The sequence below is a fragment of the Amycolatopsis sp. WAC 04197 genome, from assembly GCF_003947475.1.
GTDB lineage: Bacteria > Actinomycetota > Actinomycetes > Mycobacteriales > Pseudonocardiaceae > Amycolatopsis > Amycolatopsis japonica.
Map to the genome: position 1 here is coordinate 17,846 of NZ_QHJK01000017.1, position 21,616 is coordinate 39,461.

A 21,616-nucleotide genomic window follows, 5' to 3' on the forward strand; every position below is an offset into this window, starting at 1 on the left:
TACGTAGTCCTACGGACCATTGCCTCGCTTGTTCGCGCAGGTCCCGCCACCCGAAAGTGATTCCAGCGTGACTGCACGTCACGGCGCCGGTCTGGACCTCCGCCGGCGCGAATCACCTGTTCGAGTGAACGGAGCTCAGGAAATGCGTGGAGAACTTCGACGTCACCGGATCGCGGGTGCGGTGCTGGCCGGGGCCTGTGCGGCGGCCACGGTGGCCTTCGCCGGACCGGCCACGGCCGCCGAGGGACAGATCCGCGGTGCCGGTGTGCCGGGAGCCGTCACGGACGGGTACATCGTCTCGCTCAAGAGCGGCGACGCGGGCCTCGCGGCCAAGTACGGCGGCCAGGTGAAGGCGACCTACACCGCCGCGCTGAACGGCTTCTCGGCGAAGATGACCGAGGCGCAGGCCAAACGCCTCGCCGCCGACCCGAACGTCGACTTCGTCCAGCAGGACGCGGTCGCGCATCTGCTCGGCACCCAGACCAACCCGACCTGGGGCCTGGACCGGATCGACCAGAAGAACCTGCCGCTGGACAAGAAGTACACCTACCCGAACACCGGTTCCGGGGCGACGGTCTACGTCCTCGACACCGGGGTCGACTACCGCCAGACCGAATTCGGCGGCCGCGCGACCAGCGGGTACGACTTCATCGACAACGACAGCGACGCCCGCGACTGCCAGGGACACGGCACGCACGTCGCCGGCACGGTCGGCAGCGCCACCTACGGCGTGGCCAAGGGCGCCAAGATCGTCTCGGTCCGCGTGCTGAACTGCCAGGGCAGCGGCCAGTACTCGCAGATCATCTCCGGGATCGACTGGGTGGTGAAGAACGCGAAGGGCCCGTCGGTGCTCACGATGAGCCTCGGTGGCCCGGCCGACTCCGGGGTGGACTCCGCCGTGCGCCGCGCGGTCGCGGCGGGCATCACGAACACCGTGGCCTCCGGCAATTCCAACACCGACGCCTGCTCCACCAGCCCGGCCCGGGTGCGTGAGGCCATCACCGTCAACGCCACCCAGAGCGACGACCGCCGGTCCTCGTTCTCGAACTACGGCAGCTGCACCGACATCTTCGCGCCGGGCACCAGCATCACCTCCCTGCGCAACGGTGGCGGCACGCAGCAGATGAGCGGTACCTCGATGGCGACGCCGCACGTCGCCGGCGCGGCCGCGATCTACCTGACGTCGAACCCGTCGGCGACCCCCGCCGCCGTGGCCTCCGGTCTCGCGAACGCCGCCACCAACGGCGTCGTGACGAGCCCGGGCTCCGGTTCGACCAACAAGCTGCTGAACGTGGCGGGTCTCTGATGCGCCGCGGCGTGCGCGCCGGTGTGGTGGCCTTCGCGGCCACCGCGCTGGCCGCGCTCGCCGCGGGCAACGCCCTCGCCGCTCCGGCGGAAGGCGTTGTCGTGCAGGCGAATCAGCACTACGGCGACCAGTACATCGTCGTGCTCCACGACGTCGGCACCATGGCGGTCGAGCAGTCCTCGGCCGCGCTGACCGGCCGCTACGGCGGCGAGGTCCGGTCGGCGTACAAGAACGTGCTCCGCGGGTTCTCCGTCAAGGGCATGTCCGAACAGCAGGCCCGGCGGCTCGCGGCCGATCCCGCGGTCAAGGCGGTCTACCAGGACGGCACCGCGCGTGCCGTCGGCACGCAGGCCAACCCGACCTGGGGCCTCGACCGCGTCGACCAGAAGAACCTGCCGCTGGACAAGAGTTTCACCTACCCGAACACGGGCGAGGGCGTCACCGCGTACGACCTCGACACCGGGATCAACCCGGAGAACCCGGAGTACGAGGGGCGCGCGTCCATCGGCAAGGATTTCGTGGGCGGCAACGGGAAGGACTGCAACGGGCACGGCAGTCACACCGCGGGCACCATCGGCAGCAAGACCTACGGCGTGGCCAAGAAGGTCAAGCTGGTCGGGCTGAAGGTGCTGGGCAACGACTGCTCGGGCAACGGCCCGGACTCCGCCATCGTCGACGCGGCCGAATGGCTGACCTCGAACGGCACCAAACCGGCGGTGGCGAACCTGAGCCTGCGGATGGACCAGGTCGGGCTCGGCGACGACGTCATCAAGAAGTCCATCGCGGCGGGCTTCGTCTACGTGGTGGCGGCGGGCAACGAGAACCAGAACGCCTGCAACGTCAGCCCCGCCCGCATCCCCGAGGCGATCACGGTCGGCGCCTCGGACAGCAGCGACAACAAGTCCTCGTTCTCCAACCACAGTTCGTGCGTGGACATCTTCGCCCCTGGCAGCAACATCACGTCGCTGTCCACGTCCAACGGTGGTTCGGCGAACATGAGCGGGACGTCGATGGCCACACCGCACGTGGCCGGGGCGGCGGCGCTGTACCTCGCCGCGAATTCCGGTGCCACCGCGCAGCAGACGCGGGACGCGCTGGTGAACAACGCCTCCGACGGCGTGCTCAAGGGACTGCCGTCCGGCACGGTCAACAAGCTGCTGAACGTGTCGTTCATCGGCGGCGGTGGCCCCACCCCGGCGTGCGGGGCCAAATCCAACACGACACCGGTGTCCATTCCGGACGCGGGTGACGCGGTGACCAGTTCGGTGACGCAGGAAGGCTGCGACGGCAAGGCGTCGGCGACGCTGCCGGTCAAGGTCGACATCGCGCACACCTACACCGGTGACCTGGCGATTGACCTGATCGGGCCGAGCGGTGCGGTGTTCGGCCTCAAGCAGGCGGGAGGGATCGGCGAGGCGAGCGGCGTGCACACGTCGTACACGGTGAACGCCTCGTCCGAACCGGCGAACGGGACCTGGAAACTGCGGGTCCGTGACGTCTACCGGTTCGACAGCGGGACGATCGAAGGCTTCTCCATCACCTTCTGAGTCCTTGCGAACGGCGGTGCGCCGCGGTCACGATGGCCGCGGCGCACTGTCGTTTTCGCTGGGAGGTCTTGGATGGAGTCCTACGATGCCGTGATCGCCGGCGGCGGGCACAACGGCCTGGTGGCGGCGGCCTATCTGGCCAGGGCCGGCCGCTCGGTGCTGGTGCTGGAACGGCGCGACGAGGTCGGCGGGGCGGCGGTCTCCTTCCGGGCGTTCCCCGGCGTCGACGTCCGGCTGTCGCGGTACTCGTATCTGGTGAGCCTGCTGCCCCGCAAGATCATCACGGAGCTCGGGCTCGGACTCGATCTCCGCAGGCGGCGGATGTCGTCGTACACGCCGGTCGGCGACGGCGGTCTCCTTGTCGACACGGGCGACGACGGCCGGACTTCGGCGTCGTTCTCCGCGCTCACCGGGTCCACAAAGGACTTCGAGGCGTGGCAACGGTTCTACGCGATGACGTCCCAGGTCGCGAAACGGACTTTCCCCACCCTGACCGAGCCTCTGGTCTCCAGGGAGGAACTGCGCTCGAGGATTGAGCCGGAAGCATGGGACGCGTTGTTCGAACGGCCGATCTCGGAAACGCTCACCGGGATGTTCGACGACGACACCGTCCGCGGCGTCGTCCTGACCGACGCGCTGATCGGCACTTTCGCCGGGGCGGGTGATTTCCGGCAGAACCTTTGCCTGCTCTACCACGTGATCGGCAACGAGACCGGCGACTGGGACGTGCCGGTGGGCGGGATGGGCGCGGTGACCGGGGCGCTCGCGTCGGCCGCGTCTTCCGCCGGGGCCCGGCTGGTGACCGGCGCCGAGGTGCTGTCGATCGACCCGGGCGGCTCAGTGCGCTATCGGCTCGGTGACGACGAGTTCGTGGTGCGTGGCGGCCACGTGCTGGCGAATGTCGCGCCGCGGGCGCTCGCGCGGCTGCTGGGGGAGGAGCCGCCAGAGTCGCCGGAAGGCGCGCAGCTCAAGGTGAACATGGTGCTCTCGCGGTTGCCGCGGCTCCGTGATTCGAGTGTCGATCCGCGAGAGGCGTTCGGCGGGACGTTCCATGTCAACGAAGGCTACGAGCAGTTGGCGAAGGCCTATGCCGAGGCCGCCGCGGGCCGGATCCCGTCGTTGCCGCCGTGCGAGATCTACTGCCACTCGCTGACCGACCCGTCGATTCTCGGCCCGGCCGAACAGGCCGCCGGGGTGCAGACGCTGACGTTGTTCGGGCTGCACATGCCCGCCCGGCTGTTCGAGGGCCGCAATGATGCCGCGCGTGACGAGGCGCTGCGCGCGACGTTGTCCTCTTTGGACAGTGTGCTGGCCGAGCCGATCGAGGACTGTGTGCTGCGTGCGCCGGACGGCCGGTTGTGCGTCGAGGCGAAGACGCCGCTGGATCTCGAAGCCGAGCTGGGGTTGCCCGCGGGACACATCTTCCATCGGGATCTTTCGTGGCCTTATGCCGCGGATGTCGATCAGGTCGGGCTTTGGGGCGTCGAGACGGCGCACGAGCGGGTGTTGGTGTGTGGCGCCGGTGCCGTGCGGGGTGGTGGCGTCTCCGGTATCCCCGGGCACAACGCGGCCATGGCGGTGCTGGCCCGATCCTGAAACGTCATGAAAGGGCCGTTCAGGACGAAATATGTCCTGAACGGCCCTTTCATGACACTCGCTACTGGACGGTGAGGGTGTAGGTGGCGGTGGCGGTCTTGCCGGCCGAGTCCTTCGCGGTGACGGTCACCGGATACGTGCCCCGCTGGAAGGGCGCGACCACCTGCATGGTCGAACTGCCGCCGCTCGAGATCGTCTGCGGGTTGAAGAACGGGGCGAACGGCAGCCCTTGCCCGGACGCCGACAGCGTGATCGTGCCCGCGCCCCCGGTGGCGGAAACCGTGACGTTGCTGAAGAAACCGGGTTGCGCTGTCCCGCTGGCCGGGCTCAGGCCCACCTTGAGGTCGCCGGGCTGCGGCCCGCCCGCGCCGACGGTCAGTGTCAGGTTCGTGGTCGCGGTGTCGGTGGTGCCCTTGCCCGAGATCGTGACCGCGTAATCCTTTTCGGCCGTCCCGGCGGGAACCTCGATGCTCACCTTCGCGGACTCACCCGAGGTGATCGACGCGGGCTGGAACGTCGCCGTCGCGCCTTGCGGCAGCCCCGAAGCGCTGAGATCGACCTTCTCCGCGCCGTTCTTGCCCGGTTTGCTGGTCACCGTGGCCGAAACGTACTTGCCCGGCTCGACCTTGAGCGAGGACGGCGTCACCGCGAGCGAGAACGTCTCCGGGTTCTGCGGCTCGCCGATCTGCTGCTTGACCCAGTCGCCCATGTCGTTGTTGAGCCTGCCGTAGACGCTGTACCACTTGAAGTCGCTGCGGCTCCACGACGCGACGCCGACGATCTTGCCGTCCACCACGAGCGGCCCACCGCTGTCGCCCGGCAGGATGGTGACGTGGCCGTCGCTGTAGCCGCTGCAGATCATCGTGGCTTCCTTGAAGCCGGCACCGACACCGTTGCAGTTGCTGCCCTGCACGATCGGCAGGGTGAACTTGTGCAGTTCGACGTTGCGGGTGTCGTCGTTGAAGTCCTTCTTGCCGTAGCCGAGCCCCAGCCCGGACTTGCCCGGCTTGTTCAAGTCCGTGTCGGCCGACGTCGCGACCTTCGCGTACTGGCCGCCGGGCACCGGGATGTCGGCGTCCGTGGTGACCACCGCGACGTCGTAGCCCTGGTCGAAGTTGACGTACTTCGGGTGCTTTTCATAGCTGACGACGCCGATCCGCGTTCCGCCACCGGCGTTCAGGTCGTCGAGCCCGTAGAGGAACGACTTCTCCCCGGCCGCGTCCTTGCAGTGCGCGGCGATCAGGATCTTGCGCGGCGCGACGACCGACCCGGTGCAGGTCTGCCCCTGCGGTCGCGTCCCGCCTTCGCGCAGGCCCGCGATGATGAACGGATAGTCCGTGACCGAGGCGGGCGTGCCGCCGATGGAGTTCGTATGCGGTCCGGAGGGGACGACCGCTTGGTCTGTCGGGGTGACCGCGGTCAGGTCCGCGGCGGCCGCCGGCGCGGGCAGGAGGACCGAGAGGCAACCGAGGGTGGCGGTGGCGATCCCCAGTAGCCGTTTTCTTCTGTTCACGGTGGTTCCTTTCCAGGTGGCTGGAAATCACTTTCCGCATCCGCGCCTGGTGGAACAACCGAGGAAGAAGCCCGTAGGGGTACGGAACTAATGCGCTCCGTCGCCGGTCAAGAGCTCGATACTGTGGTCACCGGTCCGTTCGACGTCGAGGCCCGCCTTGGACAGCACGCGCATCAGCTGCTCCACAGTGGACGGTTCGCTGCGGGACTTGACCAGCTCCGCGGCCAGCCGTCCCTTGTACGCCTTGTTGAAGTGACTCACCGTGGTCCGGTTGCCCTTCGCGTCCTCGGTCACGACGCGGACGGTCACCGCGTCCGGGCGGAGCTTCGCCAGTGCCGAATAGGTTCCGGAACGCAGATCGACGACGAGACCGTCGATGCCCTGGAGCACCGGTTCGAGGACCGGCTTCCACACGCTGCGGACGGTCCCCAGCGACGGGAGCGCGTTGCCGCCGGACAGCCGATACGCGGGGATCGGGTCGGTCGCCGCGACCACTCCGAACAGCGCCGAAGCCACGGCGAGGCGCTTCTCGGCCTTCGCGAGCGTCGCCTTGGTGAAGGACTTCACGTCGAGCGCGTCGTAGAGGACCCCGGTGTAGCGGCGCAGCGCGGGCATCGTGGGCGAGGTCCACAGTTCGGCGTTGCGGACGACCTCGTCGGCCTGCCGCGGCGTGATGCCGAGCGCGGCGACACTGGCCGGGACGTCACCCGCGAGTTCGACCAGCGCGTCGGCCAGCTTCGCGCGGGCCGGGTTCAGTTCCGGGAACGACAGCGCGCCGAGGTCCAGTGGCGCGCCGGTGCCGCCGGCGGCCTTGGTTTCGGAAGGGGGGAGCAGCACGAGCACCACGGAAGCGTAACTAAATGGAGTGCGTCACCCCGAGGCGCGGGCTTAGCCTCGTCCGCATGAGCCTGACCTGGCGCCCGCTGACCATGGACGACATGCCGCGACTGGCCGAGACCTTCGCCGAGGCGGAGCGTGCCGAGCCGATCGAGGAGCACTACAGCGCGGAGGATCTCGCCGAAGAGATCGGTACGCCGACCGTCGACCTGCCGACCGCGTCGACCAGCGCTTGGGACGGCGACACGCTGGTCGCCTACGGTCTGCTCCGCAAACGCGACGCGGCGGATCCGGTGCACATGATGCGGGTGGAGACGCTCGTCCATCCCGCTTATCGCGACGAAGCGATCGCCGCGCATCTCACCGGCTGGTTCGAGGAGGCGGGCAAGAAGCTCCACGCGAAGTCCCATCCGGACGTGCCGCTGGAGCTGCACGCGGCGGCCAACACCAAGCAGCGCTGGCTCTCCGAGGTACTCGTGGACGCCGGGTACGAGCACGCCCGCTGGTTCGTCGACATGCGAGCCGACCTCGGCTCGATCCCGCCGGCGAAACCGCTGCCGGAAGAGTTCCCGCTCGTCGCGTACGAGGAGAAGTACGAGGCACTCACGCTGCGATCCCGCAACGAGACCTTCGCGGATCACTGGGGGAGCACCGAGCAGTCGCCGGAAGCGTGGCGGCATCTGGTGGTCGGCGGGAAGGACTTCCAGCCGGACCTGTCGTTCCTGCTGCTGAGCCCGGAGCGGGACAGGGTGGTCGCGATGGTGCTGAGCGCGTACTTCGCCTCCGACGAGGCGGCCACGGGCGTGAAGGAGCTGTACGTCAGCCACGTCGCGACCGACGCGAGCCTTCGCGGGCGCGGGATCGCGGGCGCGCTGCTCGGGCACACGCTCGTCCAGGCCGAGGCCAAGGGTTTCCAGCGGGCTTCGCTCAACGTCGACCAGGACAACAGTCACCGTGCTCTCGGGGTTTACGAGCGGGTCGGGTTCAGCGAGTTCCAGCGCTGGGCCGGGTACGTGAAACCTGTTCCGACCTGACCGGTTGTCACCTGAAAGGGTGGATTTCGGTACAGTCGATCTTCTCGGAGAGATCGCTGGGGGTGGTAGGGCGTTGCCGGTTTCCGCACGCCTCGGCTGGCACGACCTCCCTTCGGCGACGCGTGACGCCGTCGAGCGTGAGCTCGGGTCGATGGTCCGTCGTTCGTTGTGGCAGACCCCGGAATTCGACGGCGGTGTCTCGGCGCGTCTCGAACTCGAACGCGGTCATCGCTGGGTCTTCCTCAAGGCGATCCCGGCGGGCAGCCCGCGCGCGGGCGGCTACCGGACGGAGGCCGACATCGCGCGACGGCTTCCCCCGGAGGCACCCACACCGAAGCTGCTGTCCTTTGTGGACGGTGAATGGCTGGTGCTCGTGTTCGCCGACTTCGACGGCACCAGGCCGAATCTGCGCCCGGGATCGCCGGACCTCTCGGCGGTGCTGGCCACCTTCGGCGCGCTCGGGCGCACACTCACGCCATGCCCGCTGCCCGACGTGCCGGACGCGCTCGACGATCTCGGCCCGCTCCTGCGCGGCTGGCACGAACTCGCGAAGGAACGCCCCGACGACCTCGACGCGTGGGCCGTCCGCAACCTCGACCGGCTCGTCCAGCTGGAGACGTCGTGGCATCCCTGGTCGGCCGGGGACACGTTGCTGCACAACGACATCCAGCCCGAATACCTGGTGCGGACCGGGCCGGGCCGGGTGCTCGTCACCAACTGGCGCTACCCGGCGAGGGGTGCGGGCTGGCTCGATCTGGTCGCGCTCGTGCCGTACTTGCTCGACGCGGGGCACGAGCCCGCCGACGTCGACCGGCTGCTCCGGCGCCGCCCCGTGCTGGCCGGTGTGCCGGTCTGGGCGGTCACCGCGTTCGGCGTCGCACTGGCCGGGCACGCCGAACGCGCTTGCCGGTTGCCGGAACCGCCCGCGACGACGGGGGTGCGCGCGGCGCAACGTCGTCTTGCCGGGGCGATGCGGGAGTGGCTCGCTTACCGGACCCACTGGCAGTAGCCGCTCGGCTCCTGAGTGGCCAGGACGGCTCTAACCGTCCTCACCACTCACGAGAGGTGGCGTGGTCGTCAGCTGGGCTGAAGGGAGCTTTCGCTGCGTCCGATGCGGCGAAGGGCACCTTCGCGTCTTGTTGGTGGCGCTCTGTTCGCCTTACCGCCCCAGATTTGGCGAGGCATCGGGGCCCGATCACGTTGCGAAAGCCACTTTCGCAACCTTCAACGTTGCGAAAGTGGCTTTCGCAACGCCTCGGTCGCGGCGGCGGCACCGCGGGGCGGAACTAGCCACTCACGAGGTTCAGTGGCTCGTCCCCGGCGACGTACCGCCGCAGCTGCTCGGCGACCAGCCGTTTCGCGCGCGGGTAGAACGACGCCGACCCGCCCGCGATATGCGGCGTGATGATCACGCCCGGCGAACTCCACAGCGGATGCCCGGCGGGCAGCGGTTCCGGATCGACGACGTCCAGCGCGGCGCGCAACCGCCCGGAGACGGTCTCGGCCGTGAGCGCGCCGGTGTCGATCGCCGAGCCGCGCCCGACGTTCACCACCAGGGCGCCGTCCGGCAGCGCGGCGAGCTCCGCGGCGCCGAACAGGCCCATGGTCGCGGGCGTTTCGGGCAGGATCAGCACCACGATGTCGGCGGACGGCAGCAGCTCGGCCAGCTCGCCGACGCCGTGCACCCGCTCCGCGGGCCGGGCCGTGCTCGCCACCCTGGTCACGATCGCCTCGGCCGCGACCAGTTGCCGCTCGATGGCCTGGCCGATCGAGCCGTGGCCGACCAGCAGCACCCGGCTGTCGGCCAGGGAGCGCGTGTGCTCGCGCTCCCACGACGCCGTCGCCTGCTGCGCGAACCAGCGCGGCAGATCCCGCTGCGAGGCGTGGATCAGCGCCAGCGCGTGCTCGGCCACGCTGAGGTCGTGCAGGCCGCGGCCGTTGGCCAGCTTCACTCCCGCGGGCACCAGCGGGATCAGCTTCTCCACTCCGGCGGACAACGACTGCACGAGCTTCAGGGAAGGAAGCCGGTCGATCAGCTTCATCGGCTCGGTGCCGGTGTCGTACGGCAGCACGTAGACCTCGACGTCATCGAGGCCGGTGTCGGGCAGCGGGCCCAAGCCGTCGTAGAGCCGCGCGCTCAGCCCTTCGGGCAGCTCGATGTCGGACCAGGGCAGGATGGCTCGCTCCGTCATGCCGCCATTCTGGCCATCGTGACCGGCGTCAGCCCTCGTGGGTCGCGACGCAGAATTCGTTGCCGACGGGATCGGCCAGCACCGTCCAGGCGAAACCCGGCATCTCGTGCTCGTCCAGCTTCTTCGCGCCCAGTCCGATCAAACGCTCCACCTCCTTCTCCATGTCTTCGGCCCCGAAGTCCACGTGGACCCGGTTCTTGCCCACCCGCTCCTCCGGCACGCGCTGGAACGCGAACACCGGCCCGTTCTCCTTCTTGGCGTGCAGGATCAGGAACTCGCCGCCGTGGTCCTGATCCACCTCGACCTCCAGCGCCTTCGTCCAGAACGCCGCGAGCGCGCGCGGATCCGCGCAGTCGATCGTGATCATGCCCAGTTCGATACCCATGGCGGCACGCTAGCGGCGCCCACCGACAAAACCGGGCGCCCGCGATAACCGGTTGAACCGGCCCGGGGCGGGGTGACTACGCTGCGCAGAACGTCTAAGCACGTAATTCCAGCGAGGAGCCCAGAAGTGATCACCAGGATGTCGTCGTTGTTCCTTCGCACCCTGCGTGAGGATCCGGCGGACGCCGAGGTACCGAGCCACCGGCTCCTGGTACGCGCCGGCTACGTCCGCCGGGTGGCCCCGGGTGGCTATTCCTGGCTGCCGCTGGGCCTGCGGGTGCTGCGCCGGATCGAGAACGTCGTCCGCGAAGAGATGAACGCGATCGGCGCGCAGGAGATCCAGTTCCCCGCGCTGCTGCCGAAGGAGCCTTACGAGGCCACCGGCCGTTGGACCGAGTACGGCGACGCCCTGTTCCGCCTCAAGGACCGCAAGGGCGCCGATTACCTCCTCGGCCCGACGCACGAAGAGCTCTTCGCGCTCACCGTGAAGGGTGAATACAGCTCGTACAAGGACTACCCGGTCGTCCTGTACCAAATCCAGACGAAGTACCGCGACGAGGCGCGTCCCCGCGCCGGAATCCTGCGCGGCCGCGAGTTCGTCATGAAGGACTCCTACTCCTTCGACCTCGACGACGAGGGCCTGAGCAAGTCGTACGAGCTGCACCGCCAGGCCTACACCAAGCTGTTCGACCGCCTCGGCATCGAGTACGTCGTCGTGAAGGCGACCTCCGGCGCGATGGGCGGTTCGGCCTCCGAGGAGTTCCTCGCCGTCGCCGAGACGGGTGAGGACACCTACGTCCGCAGCACCGAATCGGGTTACGCGGCCAACGTCGAAGCGGTCACCACGCCCGCTCCCGAGGCGAAGCCGATCGAGGGCCTTCCCGAGGCGAAGGTCCACCACACGCCGGACACTCCGACCATCGAGTCGCTGGTGAACTTCCTGAACAACGCCGATCTCGGCCGCACCTTCACCGCCGCGGACACGCTCAAGAACGTCCTGGTGAAGACCCGCCAGCCGGGCGCGAAGGAGTGGGAGCTGCTGGCCATCGGCCTCCCCGGCGACCGCGAGGTCGACCCGAAGCGCCTCGAAGCGTCGCTCGAGCCCGCCGAGTTCGAGCTGCTCGAAGAGGCCGACTTCGCGAAGAACCCCTTCCTCGTCAAGGGCTACATCGGCCCGAAGGCGCTGAAGGACAACGGCGTCCGCTACCTGCTCGACCCGCGCGTCGTCGACGGCACCGCCTGGGTCACCGGCGCCGACGAGCGCGACCACCACGTGGTCGACCTGGTCGCGGGCCGCGACTTCACCGGTGACGGCACGATCGAGGCCGCCGAGGTCCGCGAGGGTGACGCGTCGCCCGACGGCAAGGGCACCCTGGTCGCCGCGCGCGGTATCGAGATCGGGCACATCTTCCAGCTGGGCCGCAAATACGCGGACGCGTTCGAACTCGACGCGCTGGGCCCGGACTCCAAGCCCATCCGCATCACCATGGGTTCGTACGGTGTCGGCGTCTCGCGGCTGGTCGGCGTGCTCGCCGAGCAGAACCACGACGACCTCGGCATCGTCTGGCCGCGCGAGGTCTCGCCGTTCGACGTGCACGTCGTCATCGCGGGCAAGGACGAGACGGTCGCCGCGGGCGCCGAGAAGCTCGCCGCCGAACTGGACGCCGCCGGGATCGAGGTCGTCCTCGACGACCGCAAGGCCACCCCTGGCGTGAAGTTCGCGGACGCCGAACTCGTCGGTGTGCCGACGATCCTCGTCGTCGGGCGCGGCCTGGCGAACGGTGTCGTCGAGGTCAAGGACCGCCGCACCGGCGACCGCGAAGAGATCGCCGTCGACGCGGTCGTCGAGCACTTGGTCAAGCTCGTTCGTTCGTAATGTTCGGCAAGAAGCGCGGGGAGTCCCCGGGCTACGAGGACAACGCGGCGCTGGACGGGTTCGGGGGCTATCAGCCCTCGGACTCGTCCGGCTACACGCCCGCCTCCGAGACCCCGGCCCCTGAGCCAGAGCCGGAGAAGCCCTCGAAGCAGCCGATGTCGCGGAGCGGGCGAAGGGCCATGTACGGCTTCTTCGCGACGCTTGGCGTCATCGCGGTCGCCGCGCTCGCGAACAACGGTGACAGGTCGTCGGAGAGCAGCGCGCCCACGCCCAGGGCTCCGATCGTCTATACGCCTTCGCCTCAGGTCGTCGCGCCGCCGGTGACCGAAGGCTGGCAGTCGGTGGCCGGCAAGGACGGCGTGTACGCCTACGACGTCCCGCCGAACTGGACGCCGAAACCCGGCACGATCCACGGCTGGGAGAAGGGCACCCAGGTCCCGGGCATCACCATGGTCGCCAGCGCTTTCGTCGGGGAAGGCTATTGCCCGCAGGAGAAGCGAAGCAGGCTCGGCGGCAGCGGGGTGGCGAACATCAAGCTCGCCGACCCCGCCGCCGCGGCGAAGAAGGCGGTCGACGACCTCGCCGTCAGCGCCTACAACCCCGAAGACGGCCCGCTGACGGCCAAGATCACCGCGGAACCGCCCCAGACCACCGAGTTCACGCTCGGTACCGGCAAGAAGGTCCCCGCGAGCATCGTCCTCGCGGAGGTCGTCACCCCGCCGGGAGCGTGCGGCGCGCACCGTGCCTTGGTCGGCGTGATCGCGCCCCAGCTGGGCGAAGCCTCGGCGGCCCTGGCCGTCTATTCGGGCCAGGACGCGCCGGGCGGAGCGGATCGCGAGCTGATCCTGAAGATCCTCAAGACCTACCGCGGTGTCCCGGAGGCCGACCGCAAGACCATCACGCCGCCGCCTTCGACCCTGCGCTGAGGCTTCTTGCCCGACCGCGCGAGCTTCGCCAGCCGCAGCAGCCCGGTGTTCGGCAGGTAGGCCCGGCCGAGCGCGATCCCGATTCGCGGCAGATCCGCCTCGTCGCGGAACGCGAGGTACAGCGGCACGTGACGCGGCTGGAACTTCGCCTTGAACGCGTGCAGCGAACGGAAACCGTAGAACGGCTCCATCATCGTGCCGAGCGCGTCGAGCACCCGCTCGACGGCGTGCGCGGGTTCGCCGGAGCTCGCCAGGGGAGCGCCGGACAGCGAAACGAACTTCGCGCCTTCTTCGCGGAAGGCCAGGCAAGACGACGCGATCAAGAACTCCATCGACGGACGGAACCCGTCGGCGCGTTTGCGCATGACGTCGAGCGTCCAGCCGCCGATCGCGCCCGCGCCGGTGTACACCGGCAGCCACGACGTCACGCCGTGCACCACGCCGTCGGCGTCGACCGCGAGCCCCACGCGGGTCTCGGGATCCATCGCTTCGTCGACCCCGCCGAGGGTGAAGCCCATTTCCGGCATGCCCTTGTCGCCGATCCACTCCTCGGAGATCGCGCGGACCTGCGAGATCACCGCGCGCGGCTGGTCGGCGAGCCGGACGAGCCGGAACTCGATGCCGTCCTTCTTGGCGCGGTTGAGCGCGGTCCGCACGTCCTGCCAGCGCTTGCCGCGGAATTCCAGCGTGTCCAGTTCGATCAGGGTGTCCTCGGCGACCTGGACCTGCTTCCAGCCGAGTTCCCCGGTTTTGGCGATGGTGTCGCCGGTGGCGGAGAACAGGCACGGGACGAGGCCGGTGTTCTCGCACATCGTGATGAACTCGGCGATCGTCCGGTCGGCGGCGCCGTCCGGGGCGATCGGGTCGCCGAGGGCGATGGCCACCCCGGCGTGGCGCCGGTAGGCGAGGTAGGACTTGCCGTCCGCGGCGACGAAGTACGAGTTCTGCGGCCAGGTCGTCATCCACGAAAGCGTGCTTCCGCCGTGACGGCTGAGCAGGGTGCGCGCCAGCGCGGGGTTGCCCATCCGGCCGAGACGGCGGCGCTTCCGCCGCGACGGCACGCGGAAAGCGCCGCGCGAGGAGACCAGCAGCGCGAATTCGACCGTCCACAGCAGGTTGTCCACGAAGAACAGCGGCGGATCCATCAGGTCGGCGTCCTCGCCGAAGATCTCCGCGAGCGTGAGCACCCCGCCGTAGACCATCACCTGCAGGATGACGAACGAGGTCAGGATCATCGCGCACCACCAGGCGACCTGGCTGCCCTTGCGCAGGCCGTTCATGATCGGCACCACGATCAGGCACAGGACGACGACTTCCCAGGTGGACAGCGAAAGCTCTTCGGAGGAGCCGAAGGGACCGTTGCCCGGCACGAAGGACATCACCAGTTCGGCGACCGTCAGCACCAGCAGGCCGGCCATCACGTAGAACCGCCACTCGCGCAGGCTCGGCCGCCGTTCGCGCGAGGATTCCTTGGCACCGACGAACTTCCGCCCGAACGGCAGCGCGAGGACGAGGGCGAAGAAGTGCACGAGATCGGCGAGTGTGCCGACGAAGATGATGGCGACCCCGGCGTAGACGCAGAGCCCGGCGCGCAGGCGCAAACGCCACGGCGGGCGCAGGGTGGCGCTGGCGACCGCGACCGCGGCGAGCGCGCCGCCGGAGAATCCGACGTCGAGGCTGCCCGCGACGCGTTCCGCCCATTCCCAGCCGGAATTGCGGCTCAATGCCAGGAACTGGACCGCGACCAGCACGCTGACGAACTGGCCGCCGATGGCGACGGCCATCGCCCGGCGCGTGCCGAGCCGCCATTCCGCGAATCCGGCGAACAACGCGAAGCTGAGCACCATCGGCAGGTAGTACAGCGGGACGACCGCGAACAGCGGTCCGGTGAACAAGGTCCACCACCGGCCTGATTCGAGCGACGGCAGCCCATACGCGATGTACGGGTACACCGCGCGGTCCTCGGCGGCCGACCAGAGCGCGCCCGTGGCCAAGGCGAGCGCGAGCATGGTCAGCGTGACGAGGCTGGTGAAAGGCAGCCGGTGCCTCAGCACCGTGGCGATCTTGTGCGTCCGGCCCGGCGCGGCCGTCCCGCTTCCCCCTTTTGGCATGGAACTCAAATTAGGGGCGGGAGGTGCCCGGACACATCCGGCACGGGACCCATATTTCCCTTAGGGGAGTGCTACTCGCGACGGATGCTCTCACCCATCTTGAGGACGACGCCGCTGGCTATCGCACCGGGGATCCCCTGGTCCGCCAGTACCAGGAGGACGTGGTAGCGGCCGGATCCGGGCAGTGCGCGCAGCGGGAGGGCGATCGCGGTGATCGCGACGGAAGGCGCCGGGCACGGTCCGTCCGGGGCGGGGACGACGGTGGTGGTCACGGCGGTCGCGGTCGTCCCGCCGTCCAGCACGGGCACCGATCCGGCCTTGCCGATCTCCGTCTTCGGGCCGTGTCCGTACGCCGCTTCGGCCCAGCGGATCGTCGTTTCCTCGGCGGCCTGGGCGAGTCCGCCGACCTCGCCCTCGTCGATGGTGGTGAACCCCGCCATCGCGCGGGCCGAGAGATCGGAGCCGGGGCAGAAGGCGCGCCGGTAGCGCGCGACACCCTGCAGGGTGACGAGGTCACCGGACGGCGTCTCGTAGCCGATGGCGACGTCGGGCTCTTCGAGTTTCCAGTCCGGCGGGACGTCGTAGACGAGCGGGTGATCGTCGGACAGCACCGGCTGCCAGCCCGCGATCACGGGCTCGACGCGGGTGGCGGGCACCGGATCGGGCAGGACGAGATCGTGGGCGGACGGCGGCGGGGGCGCGGTCTTGGCCTGATAGGTGGCCGTCGTGCCGACGGCGAGGACGAGGATCAGCCCGAGGATCCCCAGTGTCGGCCTGAGGCGCGGGCGACGGCGCGAGGGAACGGTGTCCCGGATGACCGGGAGCGGACTCGTCCGTTCGGCCTCGGTTTCGAGCGGTTGCCCGGTGAGCGGATCGACGAACCACTGCCGAGGTTCGTCGATGCGCCCACCGGGGCCGGTCATTGCTGAGGCCTCAGACTCGCGAGGATCTTCTGGGCGTCCGCCTCGGTCAGCGCGTCCGGGGTGCCCTGGTCCATGGCCATGACGAAGCAGATGGTCTGGTCGCCGGATTTGAACGCGGCCGAGGTGACCTTCACGCTTGGGGCGCGGCATTCCTCGGTTTCGGCCGGGGTGAAGGTGCCGGTCGAGCTGACCGCCTGGATCGAGCCGCCCGCGATAGCCACCTGCGTGATGTCGGGCAGGGGGACGTCGGGTTTGCCGGTGGCGGCCTGGGTCCAGAGCCGGACGGCACCACGGGCGGCGTTCTCGACCGGGATCTGGTCCGCGGTGGCGAAGCCGACGACACCGCGGTTCGAACCGCGGACCTCCGGGCAGGCGCCGAGTTTGTACGTCGACGCCTCGTGGATGACCATCTTGAATTCGCCCTCGTTGTAGCCGACGATCTGGCCCGGCTCGGTCTCCCAGCCCGACGCGGGCAGGTCGTAGGCGGTTTTGTCCTTGACCGACAGGATCCCCTGCCAGCCGGGCGTCGTCGAGGGCACTTTGTTGTCCTTCGGTGCGCCGCTGCTCGAAGACGGCGGTTTCGTCGCCGAGGACGACGGCGGCGCGGGCGCGGAAGACGACGGCGGTGCCGCCTGGGGCTGCGGCTCGTCGCCGTCGCGCAGGACGAAGAAGAGCGTGGCACCGACGGCGACGACCAGCACGAGCGCGCCGAGGCCGATCCACAAGGCCTTCTTGCCGCCCTTCGGCGGCTCGGGCGCGAAACCCTGGTACGACTGCTGCGGGAACTGCGGGAAGCCCTGCTGCTGGTAACCCTGGTACTGCTGCTGGGGATCCTGCGGATATCCCGGCTGCGGGGGGTACTGCGGATAGGGCTGCTGCGGTTGCTGCTCCGGCCAGCCGTTGCCGCCGCCTGGGTATGCCATGGACCGAGCTTAGTTGGCGCCCCCGAGCACGGCCGCACGTACCGCTACCAGGTCGGACAGGTCGCCGAGCACGGTGTGCGCGCCCGCGTCGGCCAGTTCCTCCGCGCTGAACTGCCCGGTCGCCACGGCCACCGCGACGGCGCCGTTGTCGAGCGCGGCACGGACGTCGTCCGGGGTGTCGCCGATGACGACGACCGACTCGGGCGCGAACTCGGTGCCGTGTTTCGCCGAAGCGTGGCCGACGGCGGCGGGCACCAGATCGGGCCGGTGCGCCGAGAGCGAGCCGTAGCCGCCGATCTCGAAGTCGACGTGCTCGTGCAGATCGAACGCGGTCAGCTTGTGCACCGAGATCTCCGGCAGATTCCCGGTGACCAGTGTCTGGACGATGCCGCCGTGCGTGGCGAAGGCGTTCAGCGCGTCTTTGGCGCCGGGGAGCGCCCTGCCGCTCGAAGACAGGGTCGGGGCGTGGCTTTCGGAGACCGCGATCAGCGCGAGCCACAGCTTGCGCACGTTCTCCTCGGTGGGCTCGACGCCGTGCGAGGTCAGGATGTCCGCGCTGATGGCGCGTTCGGTGCGGCCGCCGAAATTCGGCAAGGCCCGCAGTTCGACGCCGGCGACCTCGGCGAGCGCGGTCGTGTACCAGGCGGCGCCCACGCCGCGCAGGTCCACGAGGGTCTGGTCGATGTCCCACAGCACGAGCCGATGCGGAGTAGTCACGCGATCGACGGTACCGGTGAGCTTATTCAACGTCTGTTGACTTCTTTGCGGCCGAGGCCTACCTTGGCAGCTAATTCAACAAGTGACGAATAAATGGAGGACGGTCATGTCGAACCGTCGCCCCGCCGGGGCCTTCGCCTTGCTAGCCGCTGTGGCCGGTGCGCTGGTCGCCGCCGTACTCGGCTTTCTCACCTTCGGCGCGCAGGCCACCGTCGCGCCCGACGGTCTCCCTCTCGCCGTGGCAGCGCCTCCGGGGCCGCTTCAAGTGGCCGCGAACGGGATCGCCTCCCATGGCGAAGGTCAGGTCTCGTGGCGGGTGACCACCCCCGGGGAGGGCCGGAAACTGCTGGAGGACAAGGAGGTCTACGGCGTTCTCGAACTTCCGTCGACGGTCGTGCTCTCCGGGGCGGTGAACCCGTCCGGGACGCAGATCGCGCAGCAGGCGCTGACCGGCGCCGCGCAGGCGCTCGGCGGTACGCCGAAGATCGAAACACTGCATCCGGCGAGCGCGGCGGGCCGGGTCGCCCCGCTCGCGCTGAGCGCGCTGGCATGGGTCGGCTGCCTGATCGCGGGCGCCGTGCTGGTCCTGGCCGGACGGCGGATCGGCCGGGACGCGGGAGCCGTCGCGCGTCTCACCCAGATCGTTTCGGCGGGTGTGCTGGTCACCGCCGTGCTGACCGGGTTCCTGAAACTGTGGGACTCCGCGCTCCCGCTCGGCTGGGACGTCCTCGGCTTCCTTTTCCTGGCCGCCACCGGATTCGCCGCCCTGCAGACCGGGCTGCTGAGGCTGCTGGGCGTGCGGGCGATGGCGATCCTCGGCCCGTTGTACCTGGTCGCGCCCGCCGTCGCGGGTCAGGTGCCGGAACTGCTGAACCCCGCGTACCGCGCCGTGCTGTGGTCCTGGACGCCGTTCCGGTTCTCGGCGGAAGGGCTCCGGAGCCTGTTGCAGGGCGTTCCCGGCGCGCCGGACGTCGCGACCGGGGTGTGGGTGCTCTCCGGACTGCTCGTGGTGGGACTGGTGCTCGCGCTGTGGCCGGGCCGGTCAGCCCTCCAGCAGGCTGAAGCGGACGCGCCGGACCGGGTTGTCGAGGTTGGTGTCCACTAGGCAGACCGACTGCCAGGTGCCCAGCGTCATCACCCCGCCGATCACGGGGATCGTCGCGAACGGCGGCACCAGCGCGGGCAGGACGTGGTCACGGCCGTGACCGGGACTGCCGTGCTGGTGCCGCCAGCGGCCGTCGCGGGGGAGCAGCTCGTCGAGCGCCGTGAGCAGGTCTTCGTCGCTGCCGGCGCCGGTCTCGAGGATCGCCAGCCCGGACGTCGCGTGCGGGACGAAGACGTGCAGGATCCCGTCCTCGGCGTCCGCGTCGCGCAGGAAGGCCTCGGCGTCCTTGGTCAGGTCGTGCACCACGGCCACGCTGCCGGTGCGCACCTCGATCTCCGTGGAGTACATGCTGTTCACGGTAGTGCCCCGAAGCGCGCGATGTAGTGCCAGACGCGTTTGAGGGCTTGCGGGTCGAGGTGCCGGGCTTCGCCGAGGATGCGCGGGTCGAAGTGACCTCGGGTCGAGAACCAGGGCCTCGACGTCCTTCGCGAGGTCGACGGGACCGTGGACGTGCGCCTCGATGTAGTCGTCGAGAAGGTCGGCGTCGTCACGGGCCGCCAGCTCGATCAGTGCGGAAACCCTGGTGCCGCAGCCGAAATCCGCCGGATTCAGCACGCTGTCGGGATAGCAGAATGTCGTCCTGCCGAGGGTGTGCGCGGCCATGCGGAGGTTCAACGCCCGCACTTCGCCCGTTCGGCCGCGGGCGCGTTGTCGTCGGTGCCGCCGAAGCGGTTGCGGTAGTACCCGTCTTCGGCCATCGCTTCGAGCAGCGGACGTCCGTCCACTGTAGATCTATCGGGGCGGAAGTGCGGCGCCACCGGCAATCCGGTCTCGTGCTCGCCACCAGCCGAGTATCAGGCGTGCCGCCGGGCGAGCGCGACCAGATATCGCACCGGTTCCCCGGTCGGGTTGACGTAGGCGCAGGGCTGCGGAGTGCCGAGCTGCAGGCAATCGCCTGCGTCGAGTTCGTGCTCGACGTCGCCCTCGCGGAACCGCAGATGCCCGTCGAGCACCCAGATCTGGTGATGGGTCAGCACGTAGGTGTGGGCGGGGAAGGCGACCTCGGCGCCCGCGGGGAGCACGACCTCGACCAGCTCCAGCGGCCCGCCGAGTGAAGGCGAGACCGCGCGGCGCACGTATCCGGTGTCGGGGTCGGTCCAGGTCGGCTGATCGGCGGCGCGCACCAGCCGCCGGTCGCCGTGTTCGGCGCGCGCGATCAGCTCGGACAACGTCATGCCGAGCGCGGCGGAAAGCCTGCTGAGCAGGACCGCCGTCGGCTGCGCCTCGCCCCGCTCGATCTTGCCGATCATCGCCCTGGACACGCCCGAGGATTCGGCGAGGGCGTTGGCCGAAAGGTTCTGATCGAGCCTCGCGGCCTGGAGCGTCGCGGCGAGCGACGCGGACAAGGGATCCGACATGCTGCTCACTATAGTGGCAGCCTCGGTTACTATGGTCGACATGGTGATCAGGGAAGCGACGGAAGCCGACGCGACGGCGTGCGCGGAGATCTACGCGCCGTATGTCATCGACACGGTGATCTCGTTCGAAACCGAGCCGCCCAAGCCGGACGAGATGGCCGGACGCATCGCCAAGGCGCAGCGATCACATGCCTGGCTCGTGCTCGAAGACGACGAAGGCCGCGTCGTCGGCTACGCCTACGGAGGCCCCTTCAGCGGCCGGCCGTCGTATCGCTGGTCTTGCGAGGTCAGTATCTATCTGGAGCTCGGCCGCCGGAGGACCGGCGGCGGGCGCGCGCTCTATCAGGCGCTGCTGGACGAGCTGGCGTCACGCGGTTTCCGGAACTTCTGCGCGGGGATGGTGCTGCCGAACGACGCGAGCGCCGGGCTGCACCGCGCGCTCGGCTTCGAGCCGGTGGGGACGTACCGGCGCATCGGGTACAAGCACGGGGCTTGGCGGGATGTCGCCTGGGTGCAGCTTTGCCTGCCTGAGCTGGACGGCGTACCGGTGGAGCCGTCCTAGGACTCCAGATACCGCAGCACGGCGAGGACCCGCCGGTTGTCCCCTTCGGACTGAGGCAGCGCCAGCTTCCCGAAGATGCTCGACACGTACTTCTCGACCGAGCCCGCCGAGAGGAACAATGCCGCCGCGATGGCCGAGTTCGACCGGCCTTCGGCCATCAGGCCCAGCACCTCACGCTCCCGCGGCGTCAGCCCCGCGAGCGCGTCCGTCTTCCGGGTGGCGGTGAACAGCTGGCTGACCACTTCCGGGTCGAGCACCGTCTCGCCCTCGGCCACCCGGCGAAGCGCGTCCAGGAAGTCCGACACCTCCGCGACGCGGTCCTTCAGCAGATAGCCGACGCCGCCCGCGCGGTCGGCGAGGAGCTCCGTCGCGTACTGCGTCTCGACGTACTGCGAGAACAGCAGGATCGCGCACCCCGGCAGTTCCGCGCGCAACGCGATGGACGCGCGCAGTCCTTCGTCCGTGTGCGTCGGCGGCATCCGGATATCCACAATGGACACGTCCGGCCGGTGTTCGCGTACCGCCGCGCACAGGCTGTCGCCGTCGGCGACGGCCGCGACGACCTCGTGCCCCCGAAGGTTCAGCAGTTCGACGAGCCCCGCCCGGAGGATGGCCGAATCCTCCGCGATCACGACGCGCACGCCGC

General features: G+C 69.4%; 20 protein-coding genes and 1 pseudogene. 9 read left to right on the forward strand and 12 right to left on the reverse strand.

The window, feature by feature from the left end; translation table 11 throughout:
• Positions 1-142 precede the first annotated feature (142 nt).
• From DMC64_RS41135 to DMC64_RS41145, 3 genes are all read left to right on the forward strand, one after another.
• On the forward strand, positions 143-1,306 hold the full coding sequence (locus DMC64_RS41135; protein ID WP_037342369.1) for a S8 family peptidase: 1,164 nt from the start codon (positions 143-145) through the stop codon (positions 1,304-1,306).
• Positions 1,306-2,853: a S8 family serine peptidase gene (locus DMC64_RS41140; RefSeq protein ID WP_125737922.1), complete on the forward strand. Its 1,548-nt coding sequence runs from the start codon at positions 1,306-1,308 to the stop codon at positions 2,851-2,853. The genes DMC64_RS41135 and DMC64_RS41140 overlap by 1 nt, the downstream gene beginning before the upstream one ends.
• A gap of 72 nt (positions 2,854-2,925) precedes the next feature.
• A complete protein-coding gene (locus DMC64_RS41145) occupies positions 2,926-4,449 on the forward strand; it encodes an NAD(P)/FAD-dependent oxidoreductase (protein ID WP_125737923.1) in 1,524 nt (507 codons plus the stop codon).
• 61 nt (positions 4,450-4,510) lie between these two features.
• Here DMC64_RS41145 and DMC64_RS41150 read toward each other — a convergent pair whose 3' ends face one another.
• Entirely contained in the window at positions 4,511-5,962 is a 1,452-nt protein-coding gene (locus DMC64_RS41150) for a trypsin-like serine protease (protein WP_125737924.1), read from the reverse strand.
• A gap of 87 nt (positions 5,963-6,049) precedes the next feature.
• Positions 6,050-6,805: a peroxide stress protein YaaA gene (gene yaaA / locus DMC64_RS41155; protein ID WP_125737925.1), complete on the reverse strand. Its 756-nt coding sequence runs from the start codon at positions 6,803-6,805 to the stop codon at positions 6,050-6,052.
• Between the two features lie 59 nt (positions 6,806-6,864).
• Between yaaA and DMC64_RS41160 the strand changes: the two genes are divergently transcribed.
• Both DMC64_RS41160 and DMC64_RS41165 read left to right on the forward strand, forming a co-directional pair.
• Positions 6,865-7,833 carry a GNAT family N-acetyltransferase gene (locus tag DMC64_RS41160; protein WP_125737926.1) on the forward strand — a complete coding sequence of 323 codons (969 nt, stop codon included), beginning with the start codon at positions 6,865-6,867 and terminating at the stop codon, positions 7,831-7,833.
• A 73-nt stretch (positions 7,834-7,906) separates the two neighbouring features.
• Positions 7,907-8,842, forward strand: a complete 936-nt coding sequence (locus DMC64_RS41165; RefSeq protein WP_125737927.1) for an aminoglycoside phosphotransferase — start codon at positions 7,907-7,909, stop codon at positions 8,840-8,842.
• A 277-nt stretch (positions 8,843-9,119) separates the two neighbouring features.
• On the opposite strand, the gene DMC64_RS41170 is transcribed toward DMC64_RS41165, so the two are convergent.
• Both DMC64_RS41170 and DMC64_RS41175 read right to left on the reverse strand, forming a co-directional pair.
• Positions 9,120-10,025 carry a 2-hydroxyacid dehydrogenase gene (locus DMC64_RS41170; RefSeq protein ID WP_125737928.1) on the reverse strand — a complete coding sequence of 302 codons (906 nt, stop codon included), beginning with the start codon at positions 10,023-10,025 and terminating at the stop codon, positions 9,120-9,122.
• 28 nt (positions 10,026-10,053) lie between these two features.
• Positions 10,054-10,410, reverse strand: coding sequence for a VOC family protein (locus tag DMC64_RS41175; RefSeq protein ID WP_125737929.1), 357 nt, complete (start codon positions 10,408-10,410; stop codon positions 10,054-10,056).
• 126 nt (positions 10,411-10,536) lie between these two features.
• Between DMC64_RS41175 and DMC64_RS41180 the strand changes: the two genes are divergently transcribed.
• Complete coding sequence (locus DMC64_RS41180; RefSeq protein ID WP_037342377.1) at positions 10,537-12,285, forward strand: proline--tRNA ligase; 1,749 nt, start codon at positions 10,537-10,539, stop codon at positions 12,283-12,285.
• A complete protein-coding gene (locus tag DMC64_RS41185) occupies positions 12,285-13,211 on the forward strand; it encodes a hypothetical protein (RefSeq protein ID WP_125737930.1) in 927 nt (308 codons plus the stop codon). Before DMC64_RS41180 ends, DMC64_RS41185 begins: the two co-directional genes overlap by 1 nt.
• On the opposite strand, the gene DMC64_RS41190 is transcribed toward DMC64_RS41185, so the two are convergent.
• From DMC64_RS41190 to DMC64_RS41205, 4 genes are all read right to left on the reverse strand, one after another.
• Positions 13,148-15,322, reverse strand: a complete 2,175-nt coding sequence (locus DMC64_RS41190; protein WP_125737931.1) for a bifunctional lysylphosphatidylglycerol flippase/synthetase MprF — start codon at positions 15,320-15,322, stop codon at positions 13,148-13,150. The two genes, DMC64_RS41185 and DMC64_RS41190, sit on opposite strands and share 64 nt — an antisense overlap.
• A gap of 71 nt (positions 15,323-15,393) precedes the next feature.
• Complete coding sequence (locus tag DMC64_RS41195; RefSeq protein WP_125737932.1) at positions 15,394-16,245, reverse strand: hypothetical protein; 852 nt, start codon at positions 16,243-16,245, stop codon at positions 15,394-15,396.
• On the reverse strand, positions 16,242-17,168 hold the full coding sequence (locus DMC64_RS41200) for a hypothetical protein (RefSeq protein ID WP_125737933.1): 927 nt from the start codon (positions 17,166-17,168) through the stop codon (positions 16,242-16,244). The genes DMC64_RS41195 and DMC64_RS41200 overlap by 4 nt, the downstream gene beginning before the upstream one ends.
• 9 nt (positions 17,169-17,177) lie before the next feature.
• Positions 17,178-17,864, reverse strand: a complete 687-nt coding sequence (locus DMC64_RS41205; protein WP_016336147.1) for an HAD hydrolase-like protein — start codon at positions 17,862-17,864, stop codon at positions 17,178-17,180.
• A gap of 127 nt (positions 17,865-17,991) precedes the next feature.
• Between DMC64_RS41205 and DMC64_RS41210 the strand changes: the two genes are divergently transcribed.
• Positions 17,992-18,990 carry an ABC transporter permease gene (locus DMC64_RS41210; protein WP_125737934.1) on the forward strand — a complete coding sequence of 333 codons (999 nt, stop codon included), beginning with the start codon at positions 17,992-17,994 and terminating at the stop codon, positions 18,988-18,990.
• Here DMC64_RS41210 and DMC64_RS41215 read toward each other — a convergent pair.
• The 3 genes and pseudogenes from DMC64_RS41215 to DMC64_RS41225 all read right to left on the reverse strand — a co-directional run bounded on the left by DMC64_RS41215 (position 18,928) and on the right by DMC64_RS41225 (position 20,408).
• Positions 18,928-19,338 (reverse strand): secondary thiamine-phosphate synthase enzyme YjbQ, encoded by a 411-nt coding sequence (locus DMC64_RS41215; RefSeq protein ID WP_125737935.1) that lies wholly within the window; start codon positions 19,336-19,338, stop codon positions 18,928-18,930. The two genes, DMC64_RS41210 and DMC64_RS41215, sit on opposite strands and share 63 nt — an antisense overlap.
• Before the next feature lie 162 nt (positions 19,339-19,500).
• Positions 19,501-19,653: pseudogene (locus tag DMC64_RS43740) on the reverse strand (DUF3626 domain-containing protein); the annotation flags it as partial.
• Between the two features lie 191 nt (positions 19,654-19,844).
• Positions 19,845-20,408 carry an XRE family transcriptional regulator gene (locus DMC64_RS41225; RefSeq protein WP_125737936.1) on the reverse strand — a complete coding sequence of 188 codons (564 nt, stop codon included), beginning with the start codon at positions 20,406-20,408 and terminating at the stop codon, positions 19,845-19,847.
• A gap of 31 nt (positions 20,409-20,439) precedes the next feature.
• Between DMC64_RS41225 and DMC64_RS41230 the strand changes: the two genes are divergently transcribed.
• On the forward strand, positions 20,440-20,970 hold the full coding sequence (locus DMC64_RS41230) for a GNAT family N-acetyltransferase (RefSeq protein ID WP_125737937.1): 531 nt from the start codon (positions 20,440-20,442) through the stop codon (positions 20,968-20,970).
• Here the strand turns inward: DMC64_RS41230 and DMC64_RS41235 are convergent.
• Positions 20,967-21,611: a response regulator transcription factor gene (locus DMC64_RS41235; RefSeq protein WP_037342386.1), complete on the reverse strand. Its 645-nt coding sequence runs from the start codon at positions 21,609-21,611 to the stop codon at positions 20,967-20,969. The genes DMC64_RS41230 and DMC64_RS41235 overlap by 4 nt on opposite strands.
• Positions 21,612-21,616: the final 5 nt, after the last annotated feature.